Origin of the sequence: Ochrobactrum chromiisoli (genome assembly GCF_026241335.1) — a bacterium.
Taxonomy (GTDB): Bacteria; Pseudomonadota; Alphaproteobacteria; order Rhizobiales; family Rhizobiaceae; genus Brucella; species Brucella chromiisoli.
Genome location: NZ_JAPHAV010000015.1, coordinates 23,658 through 48,992, shown reverse-complemented (window position 1 = coordinate 48,992; position 25,335 = coordinate 23,658). Strand labels below are relative to the sequence as shown.

Here is a 25,335-nt window from a genome sequence, read left to right as displayed (position 1 = left end):
AAATAACCGATCTGAAGCCTCGGCAGCGTTCATGTGCGCGCACCCGAAGGCAGCAACTTCAAGAGGCATGAACAATGAGCCAGGCTGAAGCCCAAACTCAGGACAAGTCGATCACAGACGCTGGCAAAGAAGCTGGGCGTATTCCCGTTACCGTTCTGACCGGATATCTGGGTTCGGGTAAAACGACGCTTCTCAACCGCATCCTCACCGAAAATCACGGCAAGCGCTATGCGGTTATCGTCAACGAATTCGGCGAAATCGGCATCGACAATGATCTGATCGTTGAGTCGGACGAAGAAATCTATGAAATGAACAATGGCTGCATCTGCTGCACCGTGCGCGGCGATTTGATTCGCGTTGTGCAAGGCCTGATGCGCCGTCCGGGCCGTTTTGATGCGATTATCGTTGAAACAACCGGCCTTGCCGATCCAGTTCCTGTCGCGCAGACTTTCTTCATGGACGACGATGTCCGCGCCAAAACCGTTCTTGATGCCGTTGTCGCTCTGGTTGATGCAAAGCACCTGCCCCTGCGCCTCAAAGACAGCCGCGAAGCAGAAGACCAGATTGCATTTGCCGATGTTGTTCTGATCAACAAGACCGATCTGGTCACGCCGGAAGAACTGGCCGCGGTTGAAGCCACTGTCCGCGCGATCAATCCGCACGCGATCATTCATCGGACCGAACGCTCTGCAATCGCGCTGGACCGCGTGCTTGATCGCGGCGCTTTCGATCTCAAACGTGCGCTTGAAAACGATCCGCACTTCCTTGATCACGACCACCCGGATCACGTTTGCGGCCCTGATTGCGATCACGATCACGGCCATGAACATCACCACCATCATGGTCACGACCATGACCATACCTGCGGCCCAGACTGCAATCATGATCACGGGCATGATCACGGGCATGACCATCACCACCACCATGATCACGATCATCACCATGCATCGCCGATCCATGATGTAACAGTCACATCCGTATCGCTGCGTGCGGGTGAGATTGACCCGGCGAAGTTCTTCCCCTGGATTCAGAATATCACACAGACACAGGGTCCAAACATTCTGCGTCTCAAGGGTATTATCGCGTTCAAGGATGATCCGGACCGCTACGTGGTTCAGGGCGTCCATATGATCATCGAAGGTGATCACCAGCGCGCATGGAAACCGGAAGAAAAGCATGAAAGCCGTCTCGTCTTCATCGGACGTCAGCTCGATGCAGCTGCGCTCAAAGCCGGTTTTGAAAACTGCCAATCTCAGTAAAATTGGACTCTGATGCCTACAGTTGCCCCGCTCGACCTTGATGGTCATTGCCTTTATGCACGCTTTATCAGCGGCACTCCCTTCTTTGCTCTGGCCGATGGCACTGTCCACCGGCTGGACAATGGCCACCAAACCAGCACCGCTCATGACGGCCTTCTCAGTGCAACGCTGACCTTTGATGGCAAAGCGCTGCTAACAGGCGGTGAAGATGGCCGCGTTTGCCAGACCGCATCGGATGGTACGGTCACGGAACTTGCAAAAGTGCCACGCAAGTGGATGACCGCAGTTGCAAGCGGCCCCAGCGGAACCGTGGCTTTTGCCTCTGGCCGCTCGGCATGGGTGCGCCCATCCAATGGCAAAGTGCAGGAGTTTGTGCAGGAACGCAGTGTCGAAGGCATTGCTTTTGCGCCAAAAGGTCAGCGTCTGGCAATCGCACGCTACAATGGTGCAACCTTGATCTGGACCGGCACAGAAGCAAAACCTGTCGAACTTGAGTGGAAAGGCGCCCATATCGACGTGATTTTCTCGCCAGACGGCCGCTTCCTGATTACATCGATGCAGGAAAATGCACTGCATGGCTGGCGTCTGGAAGACAGCCGGCACATGCGCATGACCGGCTATCCGGCCAAGGTCAAGGACTGGTCATGGAGCGTGAAGGGCAAATGGCTTGCCACCTCCGGTGCACCGGCTGCAATCGTCTGGCCTTTTGCCGGCAAAGACGGCCCGATGGGCAAGGCTCCGCTGGAACTTGGCCTGCGCGGCGACAGCATGGTCACGGCTGTTGCCTGTCACCCGATCGAAGACATTGCAGCCATCGGTTATAATGATGGCATGATTCTTCTGGTGCGGTTTGAAGATCAGAAGGAAGTATTGCTGCGTCGTGGTGGCAAAGGTGCCATCACCAGCATGGGCTGGGACAATCAGGGCAGCCGTCTGGCATTCGGCTCTGAAACGGGCGATTGTGGCGTGATAGATATAACAACCACCTGAACAACGTCGTTCAACAAGAGGCCCCGATTGGGGCCTTTTGTTATTACTTCGCTTTCATCGTAACGGTTGACCCACCGTCCGGACCCAGCGACGCAACCCATTGACTGATTGCAGCCGCATCTTTTTCACCAAGCATATGATCAGCCTCGATTGTACGGGCATCAACCTTCGCACCGCCAGAGCGCAACAACGCTGACAGCGCCGGCGCAAATGGCGAATAAAGCTTGTCTTCCTGACCTGTAATCGTCAGCACACGCGCTTTGCTAAGATTGGCAACCGGCACATTGTCGAGAACCGGCATTGACCGCATCAGCACAGCGCGCTTCACCAGATCCGGGTGCAGCATCATCGTTGCAGCCAGAAGATTGGCCCCGTTGGAGTAACCAACAAAAGTCGCATGCGGCAGATCCAGCTCTTTTTCGTCGGCAAGACGCGAAAGGAAGGTCACGAATGCATTGGCTTCAAGTTTCACATCTTTTTGGTCAAACTTGACCGGTGTAAGGCGCTTGTACCAGCGCGTGCCGCCATCCTGCATGACACGTCCGCGAATACCCAGAAGCGTTGCACGTGGCCAGATTTTGGAAGCCATCGGCACAAGACTTGCTTCATTGCCGCCCGAACCATGCAGCAGAATAACCAGCTCATTGGAGACAATCTCAGGCTTGTAGAAGCGATAAATGAAGCGCTTGCTACGCGAAAAATTATGTTCGGGAGTTGTTTCAGCGTCCATCTTTTTATCGCGCATCGTTACGCCCTCACCAAGCTGGGGAGTGCCAATTTCATTTTTCATCGAGGCGGGAATGCCCCTGACAGCCAAGCTCTGGGACTTGCTCACAACCTTAATCGGCTTGGGCAACCCTTCAGCAAGGGCGGTCCCTGTTGTTGCTGTAAGCGCCATCATCATGGCAGCTATAAACGTCTTCTTTACCATAAGCTCAACTTGCCACTGATATGTTAACGAAGGTTTTAAGACAGCTCCACCCGAGTGCGTTACACCCTCTGCCAGTTCTGCATAGCAGCTCCTTAACAACATTGATTAAGCAAGATTGTGACAAAAACACGGAAAATTACCGATTGTCACATTCGTGTTACACATGCATCATCATCAAAAAACTGCGAGCTAAAAAAGGGGTATAAAAAATCCATGTTTTTGACGTGTTTAGCGTAACAATAAGCATCACAAACAAAAATGCGTGCGCCTTTTGCGTGGAAAATGCGACAATGAAACCGTTGGAGCCTTTCCTGTGCTTTCATCAAAGCATGAAAGGCTCACGACGTCTGCGAATTATCCTGACAACAAGGATTTCATTATGAGCAGTTTTAAACCCGGCCGTTATTCGTCTGCCCATCTTGGTTCAAGCGAAGTGACGCCAAAGAATATCTATCTGCGCCGGCGAGAATTGTTAATCGGCGCAGGCGCTCTTGCTGCAACAGGCTTGGCTTCAGCGGCTTTCGCGGACCCATTAAAGGCAGCGGCTTCCGTCTATAAGGTCGATGAAAAATTGACACCCAAAGAGGCCGTTACAACCTACAATAATTTCTACGAATTTGGCACAGACAAGAGCGACCCTTCCGCCAATTCCGGCAATTTCAAACCACTGCCGTGGCGATTGAAAGTCGATGGTTTGGTTAAACAGCCCAAAGAATTCGACATGCAGGAACTGATCGCCAAAATGCCGCTTGAAGAGCGCATCTACCGGATGCGTTGCGTTGAAGCTTGGTCCATGGTCATTCCTTGGATTGGCTTTCCGCTGGCAAGCCTGCTCGCGCAGGTCGAGCCATTGGGTTCTGCAAAATACATCGCCTTTACGGGCGTGGTCCGCCCGGAAGAAATGCCCGGCCAGACAGGACTGTTTCAGGTTTTGAACTGGCCTTACGTCGAAGGCCTGCGCCTTGATGAAGCCATGCACCCGCTCACGATCCTCTCTGTCGGCCTTTATGGCGAAACGCTCCCCAACGCCAATGGCGCGCCCGTTCGTCTCGTCGTGCCATGGAAATACGGTTTCAAGGGCATCAAATCGATCACCAAAATCAGCTTTGTTGAAAAACAACCGCCGACATCATGGCAGCAGCAGGCCGCCAATGAATATGGCTTCTATGCCAATGTGAACCCTGATGTGGATCATCCCCGCTGGTCACAGGCAACAGAGCGGCGTATCGGCGAAGGCAGTTTCTTTGGCTCCAGCCGACGCCCCACCCTGCCCTTCAATGGCTATGCCGAAGAGGTTGCTTCGCTTTACGATGGCATGGATCTGCGGAAAAACTACTGACATGGCACCCACAAAAGCCAGATCGGCGCGCATCACAGAATTGAAAATATGGGGCCTTTATGGCCTCGGGTTCGTTCCGGCTGTCTGGGCGTTTTATTTAGGTGCAAGCAATCAACTTGGCGCTGATCCTGTCAAAAGCTTCGAGCATATGCTTGGGCTTTGGGCGCTCCGCTTTCTGATTCTGACGCTGCTTGTCACACCCATCCGTGACCTGACAGGCATCAGCTTTTTACGCTATCGCCGGGCACTCGGATTGCTCGCCTTTTATTATGTGCTGATGCATATGGCCGTCTATATGGTTCTGGATCAGGCTCTCAATATTCAGGTGGTTATTGCCGATATTATCCGCCGCCCCTTCATCACCATTGGCATGATCAGCTTTGTGCTTTTGATACCGCTGGCGCTCACCTCCAACATGTGGTCAATCCGCAAGCTCGGTCGGCGCTGGGTCACATTGCACAAACTGGTCTATATAGCTTTTGCCGGTGGCGCGCTCCATTTCCTCATGTCCGTCAAAAGCTGGCCCGCAGAGCCAATCATCTATGCAGCAATTGTCGCAGTACTTCTGCTATGGCGTGTGGCACGTCCCTTTACCAAACCGACCAAACAAATAAAGCGCTCACAACAGACAGCGGCAATACTCAAGAAATAAGCGCGCTGCTGTTTTTTTCTGCAAGTTTTAATCTGGCGGATAAATTGCCCGCAACAAAGGATTGGCAATGACATAACAATGCAAATCATGCCAGTATCGCCACAGTTTTGATAAACGAAGCTGCCGACGAATATGAGATGTCCATGTCTTCTAAAGTAAAATCCAAGTCCTTACGCTTCGCAGGCAAATTCGTCTTCATCCTATTCGTTATAATCTTTACAATCTGGTCAAGCTTCGGGATGTGGTTTCAGCTGCCCTTTGGCAACGCTGTGCGCGGCTCAATCATTACAGCCTGGATTGCCATTGCGCTTTGGGTGATTGCAGGCGAGCGGCAATTCTTTTGCCGCCGCAAACGGCTGCTTTTCTGTCTGCTCGCACTTGTGTTTCTGGGTTGGTGGGCCACCATCCGCCCCTCGCTTGACCGCATCTGGGCGCCTGATGTCGCCCGCACTGTCACCGGTAAAATTGATGGCAATCAGGTCACGCTTTTCAATGTGCGTGATTTCGACTGGCGGACAACAGACGATTTCACACCAAACTGGAAAGACGAAACCTACGACCTCGACAAAATAAGCTCCGTGGATGCATATCTGTCCTACTGGACAGGCCCGGCAATTGCGCACACCCTTTTGTCGTTCGGCTTTGAAGATGGACGCCACGTTGTCTTCTCCGGCGAAATCCGCAAAGAGCACCACGAAGTCTATTCGGCGATCGGTGGTTTCTTCCGAGAGTTTGAACTTGCAATGATCGCTGCCGAAGAAAGCGACATTATTTTCCTGCGCACCAATGCGCGCGACGAAGACGTCTATCGCTATCAGATCGATCTGTCACCGGCAGCGGCAAAAGAACTGTTTCTCTCCTATGTAGAACGCGCCAACGATCTGGCCCAACAACCCAGATTCTACAACACTGTGGTTACGAACTGCACGACCATCATTTTCCAGATGGTGCGCGTGCTCGATCCGGGCATTCCATTCGATTACCGCATTCTTCTGTCTGGATATCTGCCGGATTATCTTCACGAGCATGGCTGGCTCAAGGATCAGGGCACGATAGAACAGATAAGGGAGCGTGCATCGATTGATGCAAAGGCACAGGCAGGCGGCCGCGAAAACTATTCAGAGCGCATACGCAAATAAAAAACCCCGCTCGCGCAGGGTTTTAAATCAATCAGCAAATTGCAATCTATCAGATTGCAGCCGTAATGATGATTTCGACCTTGTAATCAGGCGTTGCAAGTGCTGCTTCACCGGTCGCGCGGGCTGGCGTGTTGGCCTTGTCGACCCAGCTATCCCAAACCGCGTTCATTTCGCCAAAATCCTTCATGTCTGCAAGCCAGATGATGGCCTGAAGAATCTTCGACTTGTCCGAACCTGCGGCCGCGAGAAGACGGTCAACTTCAGCCAGAACAGCCTTGGTCTGATCGGTCACGCTTTCGCCCGGATTTCCAACCTGCCCAGCGAGATAAACGGTATTGCCGTGAACAACGGCCTGGCTCATGCGTGGTCCGACTTCGATACGACGGATGCTCATGGTGAACTCCTCTCATGACTGCTGCGGAATTGACCCGCATGTAAAAATGTTGCGCATCCTTATGAAAGCCTCCGCCCGCTTTGGCAATGCTGAACTGCTGATACGCTTGAGATTTCTTGCCGGACGATTGACTCTTCAGGCACCTTTCCCTATAAGCCGCAGCACGTTCGCCCATGGGGGTTAATGGATGGCTTTCGCTGTCTTCCTTTTGGGTTAAGAACCAGCTCCTGTTCAATAGACAGAACCAAGAAGGGCCGCACACCGCGGTATTAAATAAATGAAGCGCACTTTCCAGCCATCAAACATCGTCCGCAAGCGTCGTCACGGTTTCCGTGCACGCATGGCAACTGCTGCAGGACGTAAGGTTCTTGCCGCTCGCCGTTCGCGCGGCCGCAAGCGGCTTTCCGCTTAATCTTTCCCCGCGCGACCAGCGCGGTGAATAAAGATATGAAAAAGCAGAAACAAATACTCCGCCTTCGCAAGAGAGCGGAGTTTTTGTCTGTCAGGAATGGTGAAAAACGGCGTGGTCCACTGTTTCTTTTGGAGGTCCGGGAACGGTCTGAAGAAGAATCTAAAGCCGCGAAAATCGGCGAAAAACCCCGCGCAGGCTTCACCGTCACCAAGAAAAACGGCAATGCAGTGGTACGAAATCGTATCCGTCGCAGGTTAAGAGAAGCGGTTCGTTGTCACGTAGGGAGTGACATGGCGCCTTCTACAGACTATGTGATCGTAGCACGCGAGCAAGCACTCACTGCGCCCTTTTCGCAGCTCACCGCAGAACTCTCCAAACGCATAAAAGCGACGGATGGACGGCGGAGTGAAAAGAAACGCCGAACGGAAAGACCGGAATCAGGACCCGTCAATGGAAAATAATCGTAATTTCTTCATCACCATTGCCCTGTCCATCCTTGTATTGACTCTGTGGCAAGTGTTTTATCTGGGCCCGAAATCGGAAGCCCAGCGGGAGCAAACACGTATTGAAGAGCAACAGCGCCAGACCCAGCAGGCAACCCAAAGTGGTGCAGCTGGCGATACCCCGCAGTTGCCCAATACAGCTTCCGGCACAGTTCCGGGTCATAGCGATGGTGCAGCCGCAGCTGGAACACTCACCCGTGAAGCTGCTGTTGCGCAGTCGCAACGCGTTGACATCGATACGCCCTCCCTGCGCGGTTCGATCAACCTGACCGGTGCACGTCTTGATGATCTCTATCTCAAGAAATATCGTGAAACGGTCAATCCAGATTCACCTGAAATCGAACTGCTTGCGCCATCTGCACTGAAGCAGGGCTATTTCGTCGAGCTCGGCTTCACAGGCAATGAGACAACCGGAACTGTTCCCGGCCCCAATACTGTCTGGACGGTTGAAGGCAACAACAAGCTGACGCCATCGTCGCCGGTTACACTGACTTACACCAACGACAAGAACATCACCTTCAAGCGCGTCATCTCAGTCGATGATGCCTATATGTTCGAGGTTGATGACACGATCACAAACAACGCAGGCGCGCCGGTTTCGCTGGCCTCCTATGGTCGCGTCACCCGCTTCAACCAGCCTGAGCACGCAAGCGCAACCTATGTTCTCCATGAAGGCCTGATCGGCGTCATGGGCCAGGACGGCTTGCAGGAAATCAAATATTCCAAGGTTGAAGACGACAAGGACATTTCGTTCAAGGATGTCACTGGCGGCTGGGTCGGTATCACCGACAAATACTGGGCGGCGACGCTCGTTCCACCTCAGAATGAAAAATTCACCGCGCGTTTCTCGCACTTTACCGATGGACGTCCGCGTTATCAGTCCGATCTTCTTGGCGCACCAATCACGATTGATGCCGGTCAGTCGCAGACGATCAAGAACCATGTTTTCGCTGGTGCGAAAGTGGTTCAGGAAATCCAGAACTACGAAACAAAGCTTGGTATCAAGCAGTTCGAGCTGCTGATCGACTGGGGCTGGTTCTACTTCATCACCAAGCCGATGTTCTACCTCATCGACTGGATTTACAAGTTCTCCGGCAATTTCGGCGTCGCCATTCTGGTTGTCACTGTTCTGCTCAAGGGTCTTTTCTTCCCGCTTGCCAACAAGTCGTACAAGTCGATGGCACGCATGAAGCTGGTGCAGCCTAAAATGACGGAAATCCGCGAAAAATATGCGGATGACAAGATGAAGCAGCAGCAGGAAATGATGCAGCTTTACAAGCAGGAGAAGATTAATCCGCTTGCAGGTTGCTGGCCGGTGCTGGTTCAGATTCCGGTGTTTTTTGCGCTCTATAAGGTTCTCTACGTCACCATTGAAATGCGCCATGCGCCGTTCTTTGGCTGGATTCACGACCTTGCGGCACCAGATCCAACATCGATCTTCAATCTGTTTGGTCTGTTGCCTTATGCAGTGCCAGCCTTCCTGATGATCGGCGTCTGGCCAATCATTATGGGCATCACCATGTTCCTTCAGATGCGCATGAACCCAACGCCTCCAGATCCAACACAGGCGATGATCTTCACCTGGATGCCAATCATCTTCACGTTCATGCTGGCATCGTTCCCGGCCGGACTTGTGATCTACTGGGCATGGAACAACACATTGTCGATCCTCCAGCAGGGCTTCATCATGAAGCGTCAGGGGGTAAAGATCGAACTCTTCGACAATATCAAAGCCCTCTTCAAGCGAAAGCCAAAAGAGGCGAAAAAGTAAAAAGACAAAAGCCCGGTCGTAAGATCGGGCTTTTTTTGTGCTCCATCATGCTCAGCGGTTGACAATGCAGCGCATAGCATTGATGCGTGTACTTAATAAAAGACACGTATCAGGAAGACCACATTGAGCGATCAGGATAAAAAGCAGGCAGCCGCCCAGTTAGCAGCAGATGCAGCCCGCGCAGCACACGCAGCTTTGGTCGAAGAAGGGCGCCTGCTCTTCAAAAAATCGTGGATCTTCATTCGTGGTGTGCCTTCGATGAAATTCCTGCCACCGGAAGGTCCGGTTGAAATTGCCTTTGCAGGTCGTTCCAATGTTGGCAAATCATCGCTGATCAATGCGCTTGTTGGCAAAAAGGGCCTTGCCCGTACATCCAACACGCCGGGCCGCACACAGGAACTCAACTATTTCGTTCCCGATGGTTATTCCGGCGAGAATGGTGATCTGCCACCGCTCGCTCTGGTCGACATGCCGGGCTATGGTTTTGCGGAAGCGCCAAAATCCCATGTCGATGCTTGGACGCGTCTCGTATTCGACTATCTGCGTGGACGCACCACCTTGAAGCGCGTTTATGTGCTCATTGACTCGCGCCACGGCATCAAGAAAAACGACGCCGAAGTGCTCGATCTGCTCGACAAGGCTGCCGTTTCTTATCAGATCGTCCTGACCAAGATCGACAAGATCAAGGCCGCAGGCATTCCACGCCTGATCGAAGAAACCAACGCACTCACGAAAAAGCGTGCGGCATGCTTCCCCGGCATCATCACAACCTCATCTGAAAAAGGCTTGGGCCTTGATGAGTTGCGCGCAGCCATTGCGCTCGTCGCAAAGCAATAAGTGACGGCAAATGCCCGCGAAGCACGTAAGAGCTTCGCAACGGCACGCATCTTGCTCCAATAACCGGTTTCTACTTTTGCGTATGCGCTCTAACTGGGGCACACAGTGGGCTGATGGTTTAGCCCCTGATTAAGCCGCTCAAATCGCATGGTGGTGTTCGCACCATCGCGCATGATGTGAAGAACATAAATGCTGTCAAAATCATCGCCACGCCACTTGGGAACGATGGTTTTGTCGCCCCCGTTATCCGTTAAAAGCCCTTCGGCAAGCTTGGCGATCTGCTTGTGCTCCCAGCTGATCAGCACCGTCTTGCCAGCATATTCTGGCTGCTCAAGCACTTTCTGCAACGCTCTGATATCCTGATAGCCAAAACGCGTGTCTACAGGCATTCCAAAGGCGATCGCTGTCGGCTCAATCGTGGCGAGCGGACGATTATAAGCGTAGCTTACGCCCTTATCCTCCTTCATCTGTGCAGGGTCGGGCGCAAAAATCACATCCGGCTTGCCAAATTTTTGCGCGATCACCGCAGGCAGTTTCAGCGACCGGTTAAGCCCCTGACAATTGAGTTGTCCAAGGCCCTGCTCCGGCTTTTCGCCATGGCGCAGCATGATGATCGTTTCTGTGGTCGATGCCGCCTGCGAAGCACTGATACCCGCCAGCAAAATCAAAGACGTAAAAAATACGCGTCGCATAAAATTATTCCATTCAAGAATATGCAAATGAGCAATCTTCTAACGCTCACAAAAGATTTTAATGCGGCGATCTTTCGCAACGCATTCAAATTATCGCGAACAAAAAACGGAAAACCGTTTTACACCGCACCGCATATTGCTTAGAAAAGCCTGCCTCTCTTGCCTCTGTCGCCAGCCATGGAAACCGCGATGACGACTCTTGAAAATCCTGAAATGCAAGCGCAACTCCTGTCCGCAGCCCTGCCCTATATGCAGCGCTATGAAAACAAGAATGTCGTCGTCAAATATGGCGGCCACGCTATGGGCAACCCGGAGCTGGGCAAAGCCTTCGCCCGCGACATAGCGCTTTTAAAACAATCAGGCATCAATCCGATCGTTGTTCATGGCGGTGGTCCGCAGATTCAGGCCATGCTGACCAAGCTCGGCATCGAATCGCGCTTTGAAGGCGGCCTTCGCGTCACCGATGAAAAGACGGTTGAAGTGGTGGAAATGGTTCTGGCCGGTTCCATCAACAAGGAAATTGTCGCCCTCATTAACGCTGAAGGTGAATGGGCTATTGGTCTTTGTGGCAAAGACGGTAATTTGGTTTTTGCGCAAAAAGCGCACAAGACAGTGCTCGACCCGGATTCCAACATTGAAAAAGTGCTTGATCTGGGCTTTGTCGGCGAACCCGCCGAAGTTGACCGCACACTTCTCGATCTTTTGGCGCGCTCCGAAATGATCCCGGTTATTGCGCCTGTGGCTCCGGGTCGCGATGGTCACACCTACAACATCAATGCCGATACATTTGCAGGCGCTATTGCTGGCGCGCTGGCTGCAACACGCCTTCTGTTCCTGACGGATGTTCCGGGCGTTCTCGACAAGGATAAGAACCTGATCAAGGAATTATCCGTCGCCGATGCACAGGCGCTGATCAAAGACGGCACGATTTCCGGCGGCATGATTCCGAAGGTTGAAACCTGTATCGATGCGATCCGTCGCGGCGTTGAGGGCGTGGTCATTCTCAATGGCAAGACACCGCATGCGGTCCTGCTCGAACTTTTCACCGAGCATGGCGCCGGCACGCTGATCGTGCCGTAATAAAACCATGACCAACCAACCCGACACTCCAGCCTTTGCCCATGTCACTGACTGGATATTCGATCTCGACAATACGCTCTATCCGCATGCAACCGATCTGTTTTCGCAGATCGACGTGCGGATGACGAGCTATGTCGAGACCCTCCTGAAATTGCCGCGTGAGGAAGCGCGCAAGATTCAGAAGCAGTTTTATCTGGAATATGGCACCACGCTGAAAGGCCTGATGGAATGCCATCAGATTGATCCCGACGACTTTCTCAAAAAGGTCCACGACATTGATTACACATGGTTGAAACCGGACCCGGCACTGGGGGAAGCCATTCGCGCCCTCCCCGGCCGCCGTTTCATCTTCACCAATGGTGATCGCGGCCATGCAGAACGTGCAGCACAACAGCTCGGTATTCTCGATGATTTCGACGATATTTTCGACATCGTTGCAGCAGGCCTGACGCCCAAACCAGAGCGCGTCACTTATGATCGTTTTCTTGGAGCATTCGGCGTTGATGCACAAAAGGCTGTGATGTTCGAAGATCTGGCGCGCAATCTTGTTGTGCCAAAAACATTGGGCATGAAAACCGTGCTGGTGGTTCCAAACAATTTTGAACCCACATTCTCCGAAATATGGGAAAGCGATCCAGAATTCACCGATCAGGTCGATTATGTCACCGACAATCTGACCCAGTTTCTACAAACCATTATTGCAGAGCGATAAAAAAGCCCGGCTGATAACAGCCGGGCTTCTACATTCTTATTCAGAGATTGTAGAATTTTTTGATCTCATCCCATGCTTCGTCCGCAGTCTCAACAAAAGTCAGCAGCTCAATATCCGCAGGCGAAATTGTGCCTTGCTCTGCCAGAAACTCGATATTGATCGCCTTGCTCCAGAAATCTTTACCAAACAGGATGAGCGGCATACGCTCCATACGGTCTGTCTGAATCAGCGTCATCGCTTCAAAGAGTTCATCCATCGTACCGAAGCCGCCGGGGAAGACGCAGACGGCCTTTGCACGCATCAGAAAATGCATTTTGCGCAGCGCAAAATAATGGAAGTTGAAGCAGAGTTCTGGCGTTACATACGCGTTTGGTGCCTGCTCATGCGGCAACACGATATTAAGGCCAATGGTCGGCGCACCAACATCGGCGGCACCGCGGTTGCCAGCCTCCATCACGCCCGGACCGCCGCCTGTGACAATGATGAATTCACGATAATAGGTGGTTGCCGAATATTCCGAGCAGATGCGGGCAAATTTGCGCGCTTCTTCATAATAGCGCGCATTGGCCTCAAGGTTTTTTTTCTGCACTTCGTTCTTCGCAGCCCAGGCTTGACCGCCCGGCTCCGGAATACGTGCGCCGCCGAACATGACAACCGTAGACTTGATGCCACGATCTGCAAGGATCAGCTCTGGTTTAAGAAGCTCAAGCTGAAGCCGGACCGGACGCATGTCGCGTCGGGTCATGAAGTCATCGTCCATAAAGGCAAGACGATATGCCGGAGCTTCGGTCTGAGGTGTCTGAGGCACAGTGCGCGCCTGTTTAACGGCTTCCTCAGAATTGGGGAAAGGCGTCCAGCCGGACTTCTCCATTGGGTTCATGCTTGCCTGCTCCTTCAATTTCAATGCGTATTGATGCCTTAGCATCAATTTGGGCGCTAAATTCTTAATCTGGCCCAACCGCGTTCAGTTATTTCCCACAATATCGCGATTGACCCATATGTTCCCTTCGCTTAATCACTTCTGTGACAACTGCCGACCAAAAGACGGCAGCCGCTTATCCTGCCATTTTATGGAGACCGCCATATGACCAAGCCAGATTTCGCCTCCCTTGAAAAGGTCATCGAAAAGGCTTTTGACGAGCGCGATGGCATTAACACGACAACACGCGGCGAAGTGCGCGATGCTGTTGAGCAGTCGCTGCTTATGCTTGATCGCGGTGAAGCGCGTGTGGCAGAAAAACAGGCGGACGGCAACTGGCAGGTTAATCAGTGGCTCAAGAAAGCCGTCCTGCTTTCTTTCCGTCTCAACCCGATGGAAGTCATCAAGGGTGGCCCCGGCCAGTCTTCCTGGTGGGACAAGGTTCCTTCCAAGTTCGACGGCTGGACAGCCAATGAATTCGAAAAGGCCGGTTTCCGCGCTGTTCCAAACTGCGTTGTCCGTCATTCTGCTTACATCGCGCCCAACGCGATTCTGATGCCGTCTTTCGTCAACCTCGGCGCTTATGTCGATGAAGGAACGATGGTCGACACCTGGGCAACTGTGGGCTCCTGTGCACAGATCGGCAAGAACGTGCATCTTTCCGGCGGCGTCGGCATTGGCGGCGTTCTGGAACCAATGCAGGCAGGCCCGACCATCATCGAAGACAACTGCTTCATTGGTGCGCGTTCGGAAGTCGTCGAAGGCTGTATCGTTCGCGAAGGTGCCGTGCTCGGCATGGGTGTGTTTATTGGTAAGTCGACCAAGATCGTCGACCGTGCGACAGGCGAAGTCTTCTACGGCGAAGTCCCACCATATTCGGTCGTTGTTGCTGGCACCATGCCCGGCAAAAACGTCCCGGGCGAAAACTGGGGGCCAAGCCTTTATTGCGCCGTGATCGTCAAACGCGTCGATGAAAAGACCCGCTCCAAGACCTCGATCAATGAATTGCTGCGCGACTAATTTGTCCGCATGACCAAACCAAAAAGGCGAAGCCCGAAAGCTTCGCCTTTTTTTAAGAATAATCCGAAAGCACTTCGACGACTGCCAATGCAGGCAAAGGCAAACGCTCAATCAGGAATACCTCAATGCCAGTCCCCTTGCGGATAGCTTGCAGGTGAAGCATCGCCAAACCGATGCGCTGATCCATCGTGACGATGGAGGCGGTTCGCGCGGCTGGGGTTATGGTTTCCACTATTAATGGATGCAGGTGCAGTATAATCCACATCCCTCTTCATGGCGGAAATGGATGGATTGCCAGGGAGAATGTTTAATTTATCCTGGGCGGCCATAGCGGGCGGTTCACCAACGAAAGGATTTTCAGCGTAAGCAGCTCCCGCGCTCAACGTTAGGGTGAGGATAGCAATCGAAATTTTTTTCATTTTTCAAACCTTTTAAGTAAAAAATTCAGATATATTTAATCAATTAAATTACTATACTTTTAAAAAACATATATTCAGTAACAGCAATATTTACGGACAGTATTTGATGCGGGCCGCCTTGATAAAATTGACAAGGCAGTCCGCAAACAAGCTCTCAAATTTAGTTCTGGTAGCTTGATGGCGATGCATCACCAAAACGATGTGCGGAACCATCGCTATAGGTCTGCGTGTGAATGGAAGCAGGAGCGGTGTAATCGACGCCCTGTGTTGCCACTGGCGTACGATCATTTGCATAAAGATCAGCTGGTATACCAACATTTGGGTTTTCAGCGAAAGCGGCACCGGCGCTCAGAGCAAGAGCGGCTGCAGCAAGAACGAACTTCTTCATTTTCATAGTCCTTCTATCCCCCCATCGGATGGCAATTCGCCTTTCCTTTCGGGGACGTCAGGATGGCAAGCAGCCATCCTCCGGGGAGATGTGTTAAATTCTCTGTCTTCTTGATCAATCTATGAGCACCTTGGGAGGGCGTACTCACGATGTGGTCGACTGGCTATGACACGATAAAATCGAAGCCCCATAACCAGATTTTTGATCAAATGCTTAGTTCTGGTAGCTTGATGGCGATGCATCACCGAAGCGGTTTGCAGAACCATCCTTATAGGTCGAATTGATCGACGCAGGGGCCGAGTAATCAACACCCTGTGTTGCCACTGGCGTACGGTCATTTGCATAAAGATCAGCTGGTTCACCAACATGTGGGTTTTCAGCAAAAGCAGCACCGGCGCTCAGAGCAAGCGCAGCAGCAGCAAGAACAAACTTATTCATTTTCTATCTCCTTAGTCACATGACGACGTTCTGCGCATCGTCCTGATGCACCTCAAATGGGTGACAGTGGGAGAAAGTTCCAGTCACAAAAATGTTTTCTTAATCACACATTCGTGCAAACAATTTTTTCACAACCAACCGGTTTGTTGAAAAATACTCTTTACAAACAATTATTTAAATCATATATCAGCATTCACGCAACTGTTATAAGGGTATTTTTGTTCATTTTTCCTGAACAGTCTGTTTGCAATCACTGTATATTAATATCGAACAATAAAGCTCATTGGCGACAATTTGGTAGCTGAACATTTCATCCTCGACATGATCCGCAAATCAGTTTTGACAGCGTTTGAATGCTTTATCCGCACGCACCCAACCGGAAAAATAATAGGGCCGCACAATGCGACCCTGTCCATTTTCTTCAAAAGATAACTGCCTTTTGCAAAGGCAGCCACCCCATATCAATTATTAGCAACCGTCATACCTCGGCCTGCAATCGACACCCATTGACCGGAATTGCCCGGCGACTGCATCTTGATATAGCGATATGATGTCTTCTCCAGCGGCAGCACTTCCGAGCGCATATTGTCGAGAATAAAGTCGCCATGATCCGTGCGCACGCTCAGCACAATATGCGCCTCGCTGCCCTGAACCATGGTAATCAGAAGCTGCGACGCGCTGATACCCTTTGCCAAAAGCTTGGCACGCTTTAAAAGCACATAGTCTTCACAATCACCCTTGCCATTCTTCGGAATAGTCCAGTAATCGCGCTTACCGTAATTATCCTGATCGGAAACCGGCTTGATGGCAGCATTAACGGATGCGTTGACGGCTTGCAGCATCTTCATGCGATCAGGTGTCAGCTTCATAGGAGCCTGCACATGATGTGAACCGCAATCACGCGGGTTACGCTTGCAATAATCAAGATGCCCATAGGGAATGCTGGTCAGTCCACCGGCTTCACTCCATTGCGCAGCTTTGGCCGGTAAAAGTGACGCTCCGAAAATTATAGCTGCTGATGCACAAACCAGTAAACGCATGGCAGATTCCCATTTTTAAAATGTCGCCAGAAACAATTTCAAGTGACAATTCCCCAGTTGACCGGCCCATTTTCTGGATCTCGCTATCAACCTTTTTTTAACTAACGATGACAAAGCCCCTCTGGTCAAGGAAATTTCATTCGCAAATTGCAACGGCCTGAGAAAAGCTGCGATTTTTACACACCCTCGAACTTGTTTATCGAAAGAGGCGATTGCTATTTCATCTGAAAGCTTCCCGATCTAATCTCAGGCCCATACGATTCCCGGAACAAAGCATCGACATCATGAGCCTTCCTACCAATCCCGCCGATAACCTCGCCGCTCTCCTCCGCTGCCCGTCCGTAACGCCCGCTGAAGGTGGCGCGCTGACGGCCTTAGAAGCGATGCTTGAGCCAATGGGCTTTTCCATTCAGCGCCCGGTCTTCACGGACGAAGACACGCCGGACATTGAAAACCTTTATGCGCGCAAATCCGGAAATGGCGCTCATCTAATGTTTGCAGGCCACACCGATGTCGTGCCTCCGGGCAATGAGAGCGACTGGAAACACCCGCCTTTCTCTGCCGCGATCGAAGACGGCATCATGTATGGCCGTGGCGCAGTCGATATGAAGGGCGGCATCGCCTGCTTTGTGGCTGCTGTTGCGCGCCATATTGAAAAGCATGACAGCCTCAAGGGCAGCATCTCCTTCCTCATCACAGGTGATGAAGAAGGACCGGCCGTTAACGGCACCGAAAAGCTGCTGCAATGGGCCAAGGACAGGGGTGAAACCTGGGACGCTTCCCTTGTTGGCGAACCAACCAACCCGAACACCCTCGGCGACATGATCAAGATCGGGCGTCGCGGCTCGATCTCCGGCACAATCACAGTGCATGGCGTGCAGGGTCACGCTGCTTATCCGCATCTGGCAGAAAATCCGGTTCGTGGCGTCACCACGCTGATCGACGGCCTGCTTTATCCGGCTTTCGATGAAGGCACGGCTGATTTTCAGGCCAGCAACATGGAAGTGACAACGGTTGATGTGGGCAACACGGCAACCAACGTCATCGCCAACAAGGCAACCGCTTCCTTCAATATCCGCTTCAACGATTCATGGACCGCAGACAGCCTGAAGGCCGAGATCATCTCGCGCCTTGAAAAGGCTTCGCGCAACGACCGTCTGCGTCCGGGCCGGGAAGCCCCAATCAAGTATGAGCTGACATGGCGCGAGAACCCGAGCCACGTGTTTCTCACCCGCGACGAAAAGCTGATCGGCACACTGACCGCTTCTGTGGAAGCGGTCACCGGCAAGCGCCCGGCGCTTTCCACGTCAGGCGGCACATCGGACGCGCGTTTCATCAAGGATTATTGTCCGGTGGTTGAATTCGGGCTTGTCGGACAGACCATGCACATGGTTGACGAACGTGTCGCCTTGTCTGATCTTGAAGGTCTCACACAGATTTACGAACGATTCATCGCTGATTTTTTTGGCTAGAGGAACGCCATGCCCAGTCTGGATGATGTTTTCAGATATTTCACGGGCGTCTGGAAGATGATGCTTGGCCGCAAGGACGGCCTCGCATATCTCGACATCTCCGCAGAAGATTTCTGGACATCTTTCTATGCGATTGTCGTCGCTCTTCCGCCGCTTTTAGCAACATGGGTTGCCTATGCGGCGGATCTGACCGCAGGGAGCGATGAGGCAGGCATACGCCTTGCCATCGTCATGCGCGCCGCATTTGTGGATGTTGCCGCATGGGTCATCCCACTCGCAATCGTCGGGATGCTTGCCAAACGGATTGGCATTGCAAAGCGCTATGCAGCCTATGTAATCGCCATCAATTGGGGCAGCGCCTTTCTCGCATGGCTTTTTGCGCCAATCACACTGCTGCAGCTGTTCTTTCCGGGTTTTCTTGATATCGCGACACTGTTTGCGCTGGTGCTCTTCACCATCTCAATCATCCTGAGCTACCGGCTGACCTTTATCGTGCTGCAACGCCCACACGCTTATGTGGCCCCGTTCTTTGCCTGCATGTTCTTCGGCTCACTGTTTATCACAGTGTTCCTGCAACAGCTTTTTGGCATCGGAATTGGCGCGAACAGTTTTTAAAACGGAAACGGGTAATCAACGCCAATCAGATAGAGACCATAAGGCGGCGCAACCTGACCGCAGGCTTTGCGATCTTTGGCCTCGAGTGCGGCCTGCAAATCATCAGCCGTCCAGCGGCCAACCCCCACTTCCATCAGGCTTCCCGCAAAGGAGCGCACCTGATTATGCAGGAACGAACGCGCTGAAACGCGCATTTCGACATAATCGCCATTGCGCGTGACATCGAGCCGGTCAAGCGTTTTGATCGGGCTTTTTGCCTGACATTGCGTTGCGCGAAATGTCGTAAAATCATGTTCGCCCAGAAGCCGCTTGGCAGCCTCATGCATCGCTTCGTGGTCAAGGCGTTTCTGCACCCACCAAACGCGCTGATAATCAATCGCCAGCGGCGCACGACGATTGTGAATGCGATAAAGATAGTGCCGGGCACGCGCCGAAAAACGCGCGTCAAAGGCATCCGTCGTCTTCTCGACATTGAGAATGCTGATGCGTTCATCAGCCATCACCAGATGCGCATTGAGCGCATCGCGCACTTTCGCAGCACCCCAATCTTTTGTCAGATCGACATGAATGACCTGCGCGCTCGCATGAACGCCTGCATCAGTGCGGCCTGCCGCGCTCAACGTGAGATCTTCGCCGCAGAACTTTTTAAACGCCTGCTCAATTGCGTTCTGAACAGCATGGCCATTTTCCTGCCGCTGCCAGCCGACATAAGGCGTGCCGTCATATTCGACAGTGATCTTGTAACGAGGCACCGCTCAGAGAACCTTCGTCACTGTTGCACCACGCAAAAACTCCTGCGCAGGCAAAGGCTTACCGCCTGAACGTTGTAGCGTGACGAGCCGCACAGCACCCTCGCCGCACGCGATCGTCAGGCGATCGTCAAGTACAGTGCCCGGAGCGCCGCTTCCCTCGCCCAATGTAGAGCGCTGGAGTTTGACACGTTCAACCGCGCCGTTGATTTCCATCTCGCACCAGGCGCCCGGAAATGGTGAGATGCCGCGGATCGTGTTGTGAACGTCCTTCGCAGGCTTCGACCAGTCGATACGCGCCTCGGCCTTATCGATCTTGGCGGCATAGGTCACACCATCCTCAGCCTGCGGCTGAAGAGTGAGACTTTCGCGCTCAAGCGCACCAAGCGCACGCACCATCAGATCGGCACCGATCATGCTGAGACGATCATGCAGCTCACCAGCTGTCATGTCCGGCGTGATCGCAACTTTTTCGGCCATGGCGATAGGACCGGTATCAAGCCCCGCGTCCATTTTCATGATCATCATGCCGGTTTCAGTGTCGCCCGACATGATGGCGCGCTGAATGGGAGCAGCCCCGCGCCAGCGCGGCAGAAGCGAGGCATGACCATTGTAACATCCAAGGCGCGGCGCATCGAGAATGGCCTGCGGCAGCAGCAGGCCATAGGCCACGACGATTGCCACATCCGCTTCAAGGCTCGCAAAGACGTCTTGCTCTTCCGCGCCTTTCAGGCTTTTCGGCGTGAAGACCGGAATGCCGAATTCCTCGGCCTTTTCATGCACCGGCGACTTTGTCAGTTCCAGTCCGCGACGGCCAGCCGGACGCGGTAGCTGCGAATAAACCGCAACGACATCATAGCCCTGTCCGATGATGGCTGTGAGGATTGGCACGGAGAAATCCGGCGTCCCCATAAAGATAATCCGCATCACAAAGCCCTGTTTGACGCGCGCTGGCTGGCGAGCTTCTTGAACTTCTTGATGACCATATCGCGCTTGAGCTTGGAGATATGATCGATAAACAGTATGCCATTGAGATGGTCGATTTCATGCTGCAAACAGGTCGCCATCAGCCCATCGGCTTCTATCGACTTTTCCTTGCCGTCCGCATCGAAATAATTGACCGTGATACTCGCAGGCCGCTCGACCTCCGCATAATAATCCGGGATCGAAAGACAGCCTTCTTCATAGACGCTGCGTTCGTCTGATGAGGCGACAATCTCCGGATTGATGAAGACATGCGGCGCCTTGGGCTCGTCTTCCTTGGCAAGATCAATGACAAGCATCTGCAGAGGTTCGCCCACCTGAATGGCGGCAAGGCCAATGCCCGGCGCGTCATACATCGTGTCGAGCATGTCGCCGGCAAATTTGCGCAACTGATCGTCAAAGCGCTCGACAGGCTTGGAAAGCTGGCGCAGGACGGGATCGGGAAGGATGATGAGCGGTTTAATAGACATGCGCTTCACGTAATCGCTTGCGCAAGAATCGTCAATTGTAACTTGCAAAATGTTCTTGTTTTGATCTCATCAAGACGACACGAATCAGTTAAGCTTGTGCAATGGAAAACCAGAATCTCTTGAACGAACCGCTTTTGCAGCTTGGTGCAACCTCTTTCACGCTGGGAAATATTCTCCTTGCGGGCATTGTTGTGCTGGTCATTTGCCTCGCTATTTTTCTCATTGCGGCAGCGCGTTCTGCGCGTCTCAGAGCTGTTGCGGAAGCGCAGGCTGAGGACCGTGCGCGCGATGCGGAATATCGCATGGCGGAGATTTTGAAGGCACAATCTGAAATGCAGGGTCGCATGCAGACCATGGCCGAAGTTTTTGGCTCACGGCAGGCCGAGCTCAATCAGTCAATACGCGAACGGCTCGATGGCATGACCCATCGCATCGGCCAGACCATGACCGAGCAAACCCGTTCGACCCATGAAAACCTCGCAAAGTTGCAGGAGCGTCTGGCGGTTATCGACACGGCGCAGAACAATATCCAGTCGCTTGCCGGTCAGGTCGTGCAGTTGCAGGCAATCCTTGCCAACAAGCAGACGCGCGGTGCCTTTGGCCAGTCGCGCATGGAAGCGATCATTGCCGATGGTCTGCCGCAGGGCGCTTATGAGTTTCAGGCGACACTGTCCAATGGCACGCGCCCCGATTGCCTTGTTAAAATGCCAAACAACGCGCCATCACTGGTCATCGACGCGAAATTCCCGCTTGAGGCATGGAATTCCATGCGCGAAACGGAAGCGCCGGAAGCACGCAAGACAGCCGTTGCACAGTTCCGCCGCGATATGGAAGTGCATATCAAGGATGTTTCCGACAAATATCTGATTACCGGCGAAACACAGGACACGGCTTTCCTGTTTGTCCCATCGGAATCCATTTTTGCCGATATTCATGAGCATTTTGAAGCGCTGATCCAGCGCGCGCACCGGGCGCGGATCGTCATTGTCTCGCCATCGCTCCTGATGCTGTCCATTCAGGTTATTCAGGCGATCTTAAAAGATGCCCGTATGCGCGAACAGGCGCATGTCATTCAGGGTGAAGTGATCCGCCTGATGGAAGATGTGGGTCGCCTTGATGAGCGTGTGCGCAAGCTGCAAACCCATTTCTTGCAGGCCAACAAGGATATTGATGACATTCTGGTGTCTTCCAATAAAGTCACCAAGCGCGGTGCAAAGATTGAAGCGCTTGAATTTGGTCCGGCACCGGCTGAAGAAACACCGCGCAACCCGACACGCTCAGCAGAGAACTCTGGCAGTCAGCTGCATCTTCGTGTTGTTGACGAAGATTAGGACACTTCCAGCAAAACCGTTTCGCGCTTTTACGGAGGATAATGCGTAAAAGCAGGCAGATAGGACATAAGTCCTGTCGGCGTGAAACGAGAATCGGTGAAGCAATGCTTCAAGTAAAAGGGGCATGTGAACACGTTCACATGCCAGGTTTTATGGAAGTGCACCCCTGCTCGAAGATTGGCATTCTCACCCACCGCATGATCGGCGCGGTGGGTGGAGATTATTCGGTTGAAATCAGGTGAAACTCTCTCAGCAATGCCCCAATCTCGGTAGAGTCGAGCTTTTTTATCAATAGCTTTCGGAGAAATTCAGGACCGGGAATACCGACCGGTTTGCCGTCTCTGAGAGGACCAATCGCGGCGAGCAGCGTGCGAATATCATAAGTCGAGTTAAAGACCTCAGGCACACCACGTTCGACATTGAGCAATGTATAGACTGCCTCCATGGGGGTGCGCACGGAATATTCCGTCGTGAAAACGCAGTCCCGCTGCTTTGATTCAGCAAACTGACCGATGAATGCGAAGTTGACCGCCCCCTGCGGCACCACATCCGGCCGGTCTCCGGCCTGACGTGGCATAAAGAACGCGGTGATATAAGGCATCATCACCGGCACAGTCCGTGCACCTGTTGCAGCCAGTTCCGGGATATCCTCGACCGGCACACCGAGGTGATAGAGCCATTCCTGGGTAATTTCTTCACCCGTACATTCCTGCATCGGCTTTTTCACATAATCACCGGGCCGATCAACAAACAACGCATAGACCCAAGCAACAATCTGATCCCTGGGTTGTTTTTTGAAATGCGGCTGACGGCTCACGGTCCAACTCATCAACCAACTGGAATCCTTGACGGTCACGATGCCAGCCGTCACGACCTTGCCGCTGAACGGATCGCGCTTGGCGATCTTCGCAATATATTCAGGAATGCGTTTATCCAGCGTGGTGACTGTCGCCGAGGCCCATTTGGTTTCGGGGATATGGGCCCCAAACACATCCGGGCGTCCGAAGGCGGAATCCTTGGCCGCTATGCGGCGCCAGAGGTCCCAGGCCGGAGCTGGCCCCTCGTTCAACTTCGCCGGGGTCTTGTGATCCCCATCATCGGAATTCTCCGTCAGCGAGCCGATGGTGATGAAAACGAGATCGTCAGCCCCAAGATCAACACCGCCTTCAACACCCTTTTCGATCCAGTGGATCCGCGTTGCCTGTTTGCGGTCCGGCTGAATGTCGAAATCGACATCCGTGACCTCAACGCCATAGCGAAATCTGACGCCCTGATCCGTCAGCCACTTCACCAGTGGCAGAACCATGGATTCATATTGGTTGTAGCGATTGAATTTAAGGGAGGAGAAGTCTGACAGACTTCCAATGTGATGGATGAAACGGTGCAGATAAAGCTTCATTTCCAGCGCTGAATGCCATTCCTCAAAGGCGAACATGGTGCGCCAGTAGAGCCAGAAATTGCTCTTGAGAAAATCTTCACCCAAGACTTCATTGATACGCTTGTTCTCTACTTCTTCGCGCGTCGCCAGAATGATCGAGATCAGCTCTCTCTGTGCCCTGTCGTTGAGCGTCAGCAGTGCTTTGTCGGGGACATCCTGCCCCTGTTTCTGGGTAACGCGTTGCAGCGAAAAATTCGGATCGTCCTTGTTGAGCCTATAGAATTCATCAAGCACGCTGGCATCTTCAATTTCCAGCGACGGGATGGAACGAAAGAGATCCCAAAGGCATTCGAAATGTTCCTCCATCTCGCGACCGCCGCGGATGACGAACCCCTTTTCGGGTACATCAAGCCCATCAAGTGCGCCACCGGGCAAATCAAGTTCCTCAAGAATCGTAATACGCTCACCGGCGATGCCACCATCCCGGATCAGGAAGGCCGCCCCCGCAAGCCCGGCAAGACCGGAACCGACAAACCAGGCCGTCTTCTTATCCGCGCCTTCGGGCTTGCGGGGACGAACGAAGGCTTCATAGTTTCCGCTGCTGTAATGCATGGTAGAGTATTCCTTCTCGCTTGTGTCTGTTGGGTGACGTCTGGCCTGTATCCTTGCGGTGAAAGGCAAAGCACGGTTATCGGGGAGGCACCACATGTGTCTCCCGTTCGGCGGCATCGATAAAGCTACGCAAAAATAATGTGATTGTCGCTGCAATGAGCGGCGGACGTTCCATGCTTTCCTGCACGGCCAGCCCGTTCGCCAAAGCCATAAAACCGGCAGCCAATTGCGCGCAATGCGCTGGCGCAACTTTGCCGGCGCGTTTGAACGTGCGCCTGATCAGTTCGGCGATACGCTTCTCATGCTCCAGCCAGAAGTGAGCATAGCTTGCCGCAAATGTCGGGCTTCTCAATGCATGAAGTTGAAGTTCGATTGCCAGGATCGACCAGTTGCGGTCTTTTTCAAATTTCTCGCACCAGAGTTCCAGCGCATCAAGAACTTGCTCGATACTGTGATCTTCGTTTCCGACGATGGCTTCAAGCTCCTCGTCTTCAAATGCGGTATGCCTTTTCAGAATCTCAAGGAGCACCGCCTCTTTGCAGGGGAAATTCGAATAGAAGGCACCTTGTGAATAACCCGCCTCCTCAGCAATATCCCGCAGTGAAGTCCCCGCAAAACCAGATTTGATAAAAAGCTGTGTTGCGGATTCGATGAGCCGCTCCCGCGTCTGCATCTGGGCCTCCTGTCGGCTCAGTCTCTTTTTTCTGGGTGTCGGTGTTATGGTGTGCGACCTCGCTGTAACAAAAAGAATATTCAGTAAATACTAATATCAAACGCTATCTGAATTGC

The 25,335-nt window shown here is 52.8% G+C and carries 28 protein-coding genes; 15 read left to right on the top strand and 13 right to left on the bottom strand.

Features of this window, described 5'->3' with window-relative positions; all coding sequences use genetic code 11:
• Positions 1 to 74 precede the first annotated feature (74 nt).
• Together OPR82_RS19285 and OPR82_RS19280 are read left to right on the top strand one after the other, a co-directional pair.
• Positions 75 to 1,259 (top strand): CobW family GTP-binding protein, encoded by a 1,185-nt coding sequence (locus tag OPR82_RS19285; protein ID WP_265986515.1) that lies wholly within the window; start codon positions 75 to 77, stop codon positions 1,257 to 1,259.
• Positions 1,260 to 1,271: 12 nt separating this feature from the next.
• The gene (locus OPR82_RS19280; RefSeq protein ID WP_265986514.1) at positions 1,272 to 2,249 is read left to right on the top strand and encodes a WD40 repeat domain-containing protein; all 978 of its coding nucleotides are present in this window, start codon (positions 1,272 to 1,274) and stop codon (positions 2,247 to 2,249) included.
• 43 nt (positions 2,250 to 2,292) lie between these two features.
• On the opposite strand, the gene OPR82_RS19275 is transcribed toward OPR82_RS19280, so the two are convergent.
• Entirely contained in the window at positions 2,293 to 3,180 is an 888-nt protein-coding gene (locus tag OPR82_RS19275; RefSeq protein ID WP_265986513.1) for an alpha/beta hydrolase, read from the bottom strand.
• 379 nt (positions 3,181 to 3,559) lie between these two features.
• Here OPR82_RS19275 and msrP point away from each other — a divergent pair, with 379 nt between their 5' ends.
• From msrP to OPR82_RS19260, 3 genes are all read left to right on the top strand, one after another.
• Positions 3,560 to 4,519: a protein-methionine-sulfoxide reductase catalytic subunit MsrP gene (gene msrP / locus OPR82_RS19270; protein ID WP_265986512.1), complete on the top strand. Its 960-nt coding sequence runs from the start codon at positions 3,560 to 3,562 to the stop codon at positions 4,517 to 4,519.
• Between the two features lies 1 nt (position 4,520).
• Positions 4,521 to 5,171 carry a protein-methionine-sulfoxide reductase heme-binding subunit MsrQ gene (msrQ, locus tag OPR82_RS19265; protein ID WP_265986511.1) on the top strand — a complete coding sequence of 217 codons (651 nt, stop codon included), beginning with the start codon at positions 4,521 to 4,523 and terminating at the stop codon, positions 5,169 to 5,171.
• 143 nt (positions 5,172 to 5,314) lie between these two features.
• Complete coding sequence (locus OPR82_RS19260) at positions 5,315 to 6,310, top strand: Lnb N-terminal periplasmic domain-containing protein (RefSeq protein WP_265986510.1); 996 nt, start codon at positions 5,315 to 5,317, stop codon at positions 6,308 to 6,310.
• 49 nt (positions 6,311 to 6,359) lie between these two features.
• On the opposite strand, the gene OPR82_RS19255 is transcribed toward OPR82_RS19260, so the two are convergent.
• Positions 6,360 to 6,704, bottom strand: a complete 345-nt coding sequence (locus OPR82_RS19255) for a RidA family protein (RefSeq protein ID WP_265986509.1) — start codon at positions 6,702 to 6,704, stop codon at positions 6,360 to 6,362.
• Between the two features lie 277 nt (positions 6,705 to 6,981).
• Between OPR82_RS19255 and rpmH the strand changes: the two genes are divergently transcribed.
• The 4 genes from rpmH to yihA all read left to right on the top strand — a co-directional run bounded on the left by rpmH (position 6,982) and on the right by yihA (position 10,227).
• Positions 6,982 to 7,116 (top strand): 50S ribosomal protein L34, encoded by a 135-nt coding sequence (rpmH, locus tag OPR82_RS19250; protein ID WP_265986508.1) that lies wholly within the window; start codon positions 6,982 to 6,984, stop codon positions 7,114 to 7,116.
• Between the two features lie 35 nt (positions 7,117 to 7,151).
• On the top strand, positions 7,152 to 7,577 hold the full coding sequence (gene rnpA / locus OPR82_RS19245) for a ribonuclease P protein component (RefSeq protein ID WP_265986507.1): 426 nt from the start codon (positions 7,152 to 7,154) through the stop codon (positions 7,575 to 7,577).
• Entirely contained in the window at positions 7,567 to 9,390 is a 1,824-nt protein-coding gene (yidC, locus tag OPR82_RS19240; RefSeq protein ID WP_265986506.1) for a membrane protein insertase YidC, read from the top strand. Before rnpA ends, yidC begins: the two co-directional genes overlap by 11 nt.
• 123 nt (positions 9,391 to 9,513) lie before the next feature.
• Positions 9,514 to 10,227 carry a ribosome biogenesis GTP-binding protein YihA/YsxC gene (yihA, locus tag OPR82_RS19235; RefSeq protein ID WP_323054572.1) on the top strand — a complete coding sequence of 238 codons (714 nt, stop codon included), beginning with the start codon at positions 9,514 to 9,516 and terminating at the stop codon, positions 10,225 to 10,227.
• Between the two features lie 89 nt (positions 10,228 to 10,316).
• Here yihA and OPR82_RS19230 read toward each other — a convergent pair whose 3' ends face one another.
• A complete protein-coding gene (locus tag OPR82_RS19230) occupies positions 10,317 to 10,919 on the bottom strand; it encodes a hypothetical protein (RefSeq protein WP_265986505.1) in 603 nt (200 codons plus the stop codon).
• A 189-nt stretch (positions 10,920 to 11,108) separates the two neighbouring features.
• Here OPR82_RS19230 and argB point away from each other — a divergent pair, with 189 nt between their 5' ends.
• The gene (gene argB / locus OPR82_RS19225) at positions 11,109 to 11,999 is read left to right on the top strand and encodes an acetylglutamate kinase (RefSeq protein ID WP_265986504.1); all 891 of its coding nucleotides are present in this window, start codon (positions 11,109 to 11,111) and stop codon (positions 11,997 to 11,999) included.
• 7 nt (positions 12,000 to 12,006) lie between these two features.
• Positions 12,007 to 12,711, top strand: a complete 705-nt coding sequence (locus OPR82_RS19220) for a pyrimidine 5'-nucleotidase (protein ID WP_265986503.1) — start codon at positions 12,007 to 12,009, stop codon at positions 12,709 to 12,711.
• Between the two features lie 40 nt (positions 12,712 to 12,751).
• Here OPR82_RS19220 and OPR82_RS19215 read toward each other — a convergent pair whose 3' ends face one another.
• Entirely contained in the window at positions 12,752 to 13,591 is an 840-nt protein-coding gene (locus OPR82_RS19215) for an LOG family protein (RefSeq protein WP_265986502.1), read from the bottom strand.
• Positions 13,592 to 13,795: 204 nt separating this feature from the next.
• Between OPR82_RS19215 and dapD the strand changes: the two genes are divergently transcribed.
• The gene (gene dapD, locus OPR82_RS19210) at positions 13,796 to 14,650 is read left to right on the top strand and encodes a 2,3,4,5-tetrahydropyridine-2,6-dicarboxylate N-succinyltransferase (protein ID WP_265986501.1); all 855 of its coding nucleotides are present in this window, start codon (positions 13,796 to 13,798) and stop codon (positions 14,648 to 14,650) included.
• 122 nt (positions 14,651 to 14,772) lie between these two features.
• On the opposite strand, the gene OPR82_RS19205 is transcribed toward dapD, so the two are convergent.
• The 4 genes from OPR82_RS19205 to OPR82_RS19190 form a co-directional block, all read right to left on the bottom strand.
• Positions 14,773 to 15,069 (bottom strand): hypothetical protein, encoded by a 297-nt coding sequence (locus OPR82_RS19205; protein ID WP_265986500.1) that lies wholly within the window; start codon positions 15,067 to 15,069, stop codon positions 14,773 to 14,775.
• 160 nt (positions 15,070 to 15,229) lie between these two features.
• Positions 15,230 to 15,457, bottom strand: a complete 228-nt coding sequence (locus OPR82_RS19200; protein ID WP_265986499.1) for a hypothetical protein — start codon at positions 15,455 to 15,457, stop codon at positions 15,230 to 15,232.
• A 213-nt stretch (positions 15,458 to 15,670) separates the two neighbouring features.
• Positions 15,671 to 15,895 (bottom strand): hypothetical protein, encoded by a 225-nt coding sequence (locus OPR82_RS19195; RefSeq protein ID WP_265986498.1) that lies wholly within the window; start codon positions 15,893 to 15,895, stop codon positions 15,671 to 15,673.
• Between the two features lie 461 nt (positions 15,896 to 16,356).
• The gene (locus tag OPR82_RS19190; protein WP_265986497.1) at positions 16,357 to 16,935 is read right to left on the bottom strand and encodes a transglutaminase-like cysteine peptidase; all 579 of its coding nucleotides are present in this window, start codon (positions 16,933 to 16,935) and stop codon (positions 16,357 to 16,359) included.
• A 284-nt stretch (positions 16,936 to 17,219) separates the two neighbouring features.
• On the opposite strand from OPR82_RS19190, the gene dapE reads away from it, so the two are divergent.
• Entirely contained in the window at positions 17,220 to 18,407 is a 1,188-nt protein-coding gene (dapE, locus tag OPR82_RS19185; protein ID WP_265986496.1) for a succinyl-diaminopimelate desuccinylase, read from the top strand.
• A gap of 9 nt (positions 18,408 to 18,416) precedes the next feature.
• Entirely contained in the window at positions 18,417 to 19,022 is a 606-nt protein-coding gene (locus OPR82_RS19180) for a hypothetical protein (protein ID WP_265986495.1), read from the top strand.
• Here OPR82_RS19180 and truA read toward each other — a convergent pair.
• From truA to def, 3 genes are read right to left on the bottom strand one after another with little or no spacing between them, the layout of a single operon-like run.
• Complete coding sequence (gene truA, locus OPR82_RS19175; protein WP_265986494.1) at positions 19,019 to 19,774, bottom strand: tRNA pseudouridine(38-40) synthase TruA; 756 nt, start codon at positions 19,772 to 19,774, stop codon at positions 19,019 to 19,021. The genes OPR82_RS19180 and truA overlap by 4 nt on opposite strands.
• Positions 19,775 to 19,777: 3 nt before the next feature.
• A complete protein-coding gene (fmt, locus tag OPR82_RS19170) occupies positions 19,778 to 20,698 on the bottom strand; it encodes a methionyl-tRNA formyltransferase (RefSeq protein WP_265986493.1) in 921 nt (306 codons plus the stop codon).
• A complete protein-coding gene (def, locus tag OPR82_RS19165) occupies positions 20,698 to 21,225 on the bottom strand; it encodes a peptide deformylase (protein WP_265986492.1) in 528 nt (175 codons plus the stop codon). Before def ends, fmt begins: the two co-directional genes overlap by 1 nt.
• Before the next feature lie 101 nt (positions 21,226 to 21,326).
• Here def and OPR82_RS19160 point away from each other — a divergent pair, with 101 nt between their 5' ends.
• Positions 21,327 to 22,556 (top strand): DNA recombination protein RmuC, encoded by a 1,230-nt coding sequence (locus tag OPR82_RS19160; protein WP_265986491.1) that lies wholly within the window; start codon positions 21,327 to 21,329, stop codon positions 22,554 to 22,556.
• Between the two features lie 220 nt (positions 22,557 to 22,776).
• Here OPR82_RS19160 and OPR82_RS19155 read toward each other — a convergent pair whose 3' ends face one another.
• A complete protein-coding gene (locus OPR82_RS19155; RefSeq protein ID WP_265986490.1) occupies positions 22,777 to 24,546 on the bottom strand; it encodes an oleate hydratase in 1,770 nt (589 codons plus the stop codon).
• 76 nt (positions 24,547 to 24,622) lie between these two features.
• A complete protein-coding gene (locus OPR82_RS19150; protein ID WP_265986489.1) occupies positions 24,623 to 25,219 on the bottom strand; it encodes a TetR/AcrR family transcriptional regulator in 597 nt (198 codons plus the stop codon).
• Between the last annotated feature and the right edge of the window lie 116 nt (positions 25,220 to 25,335).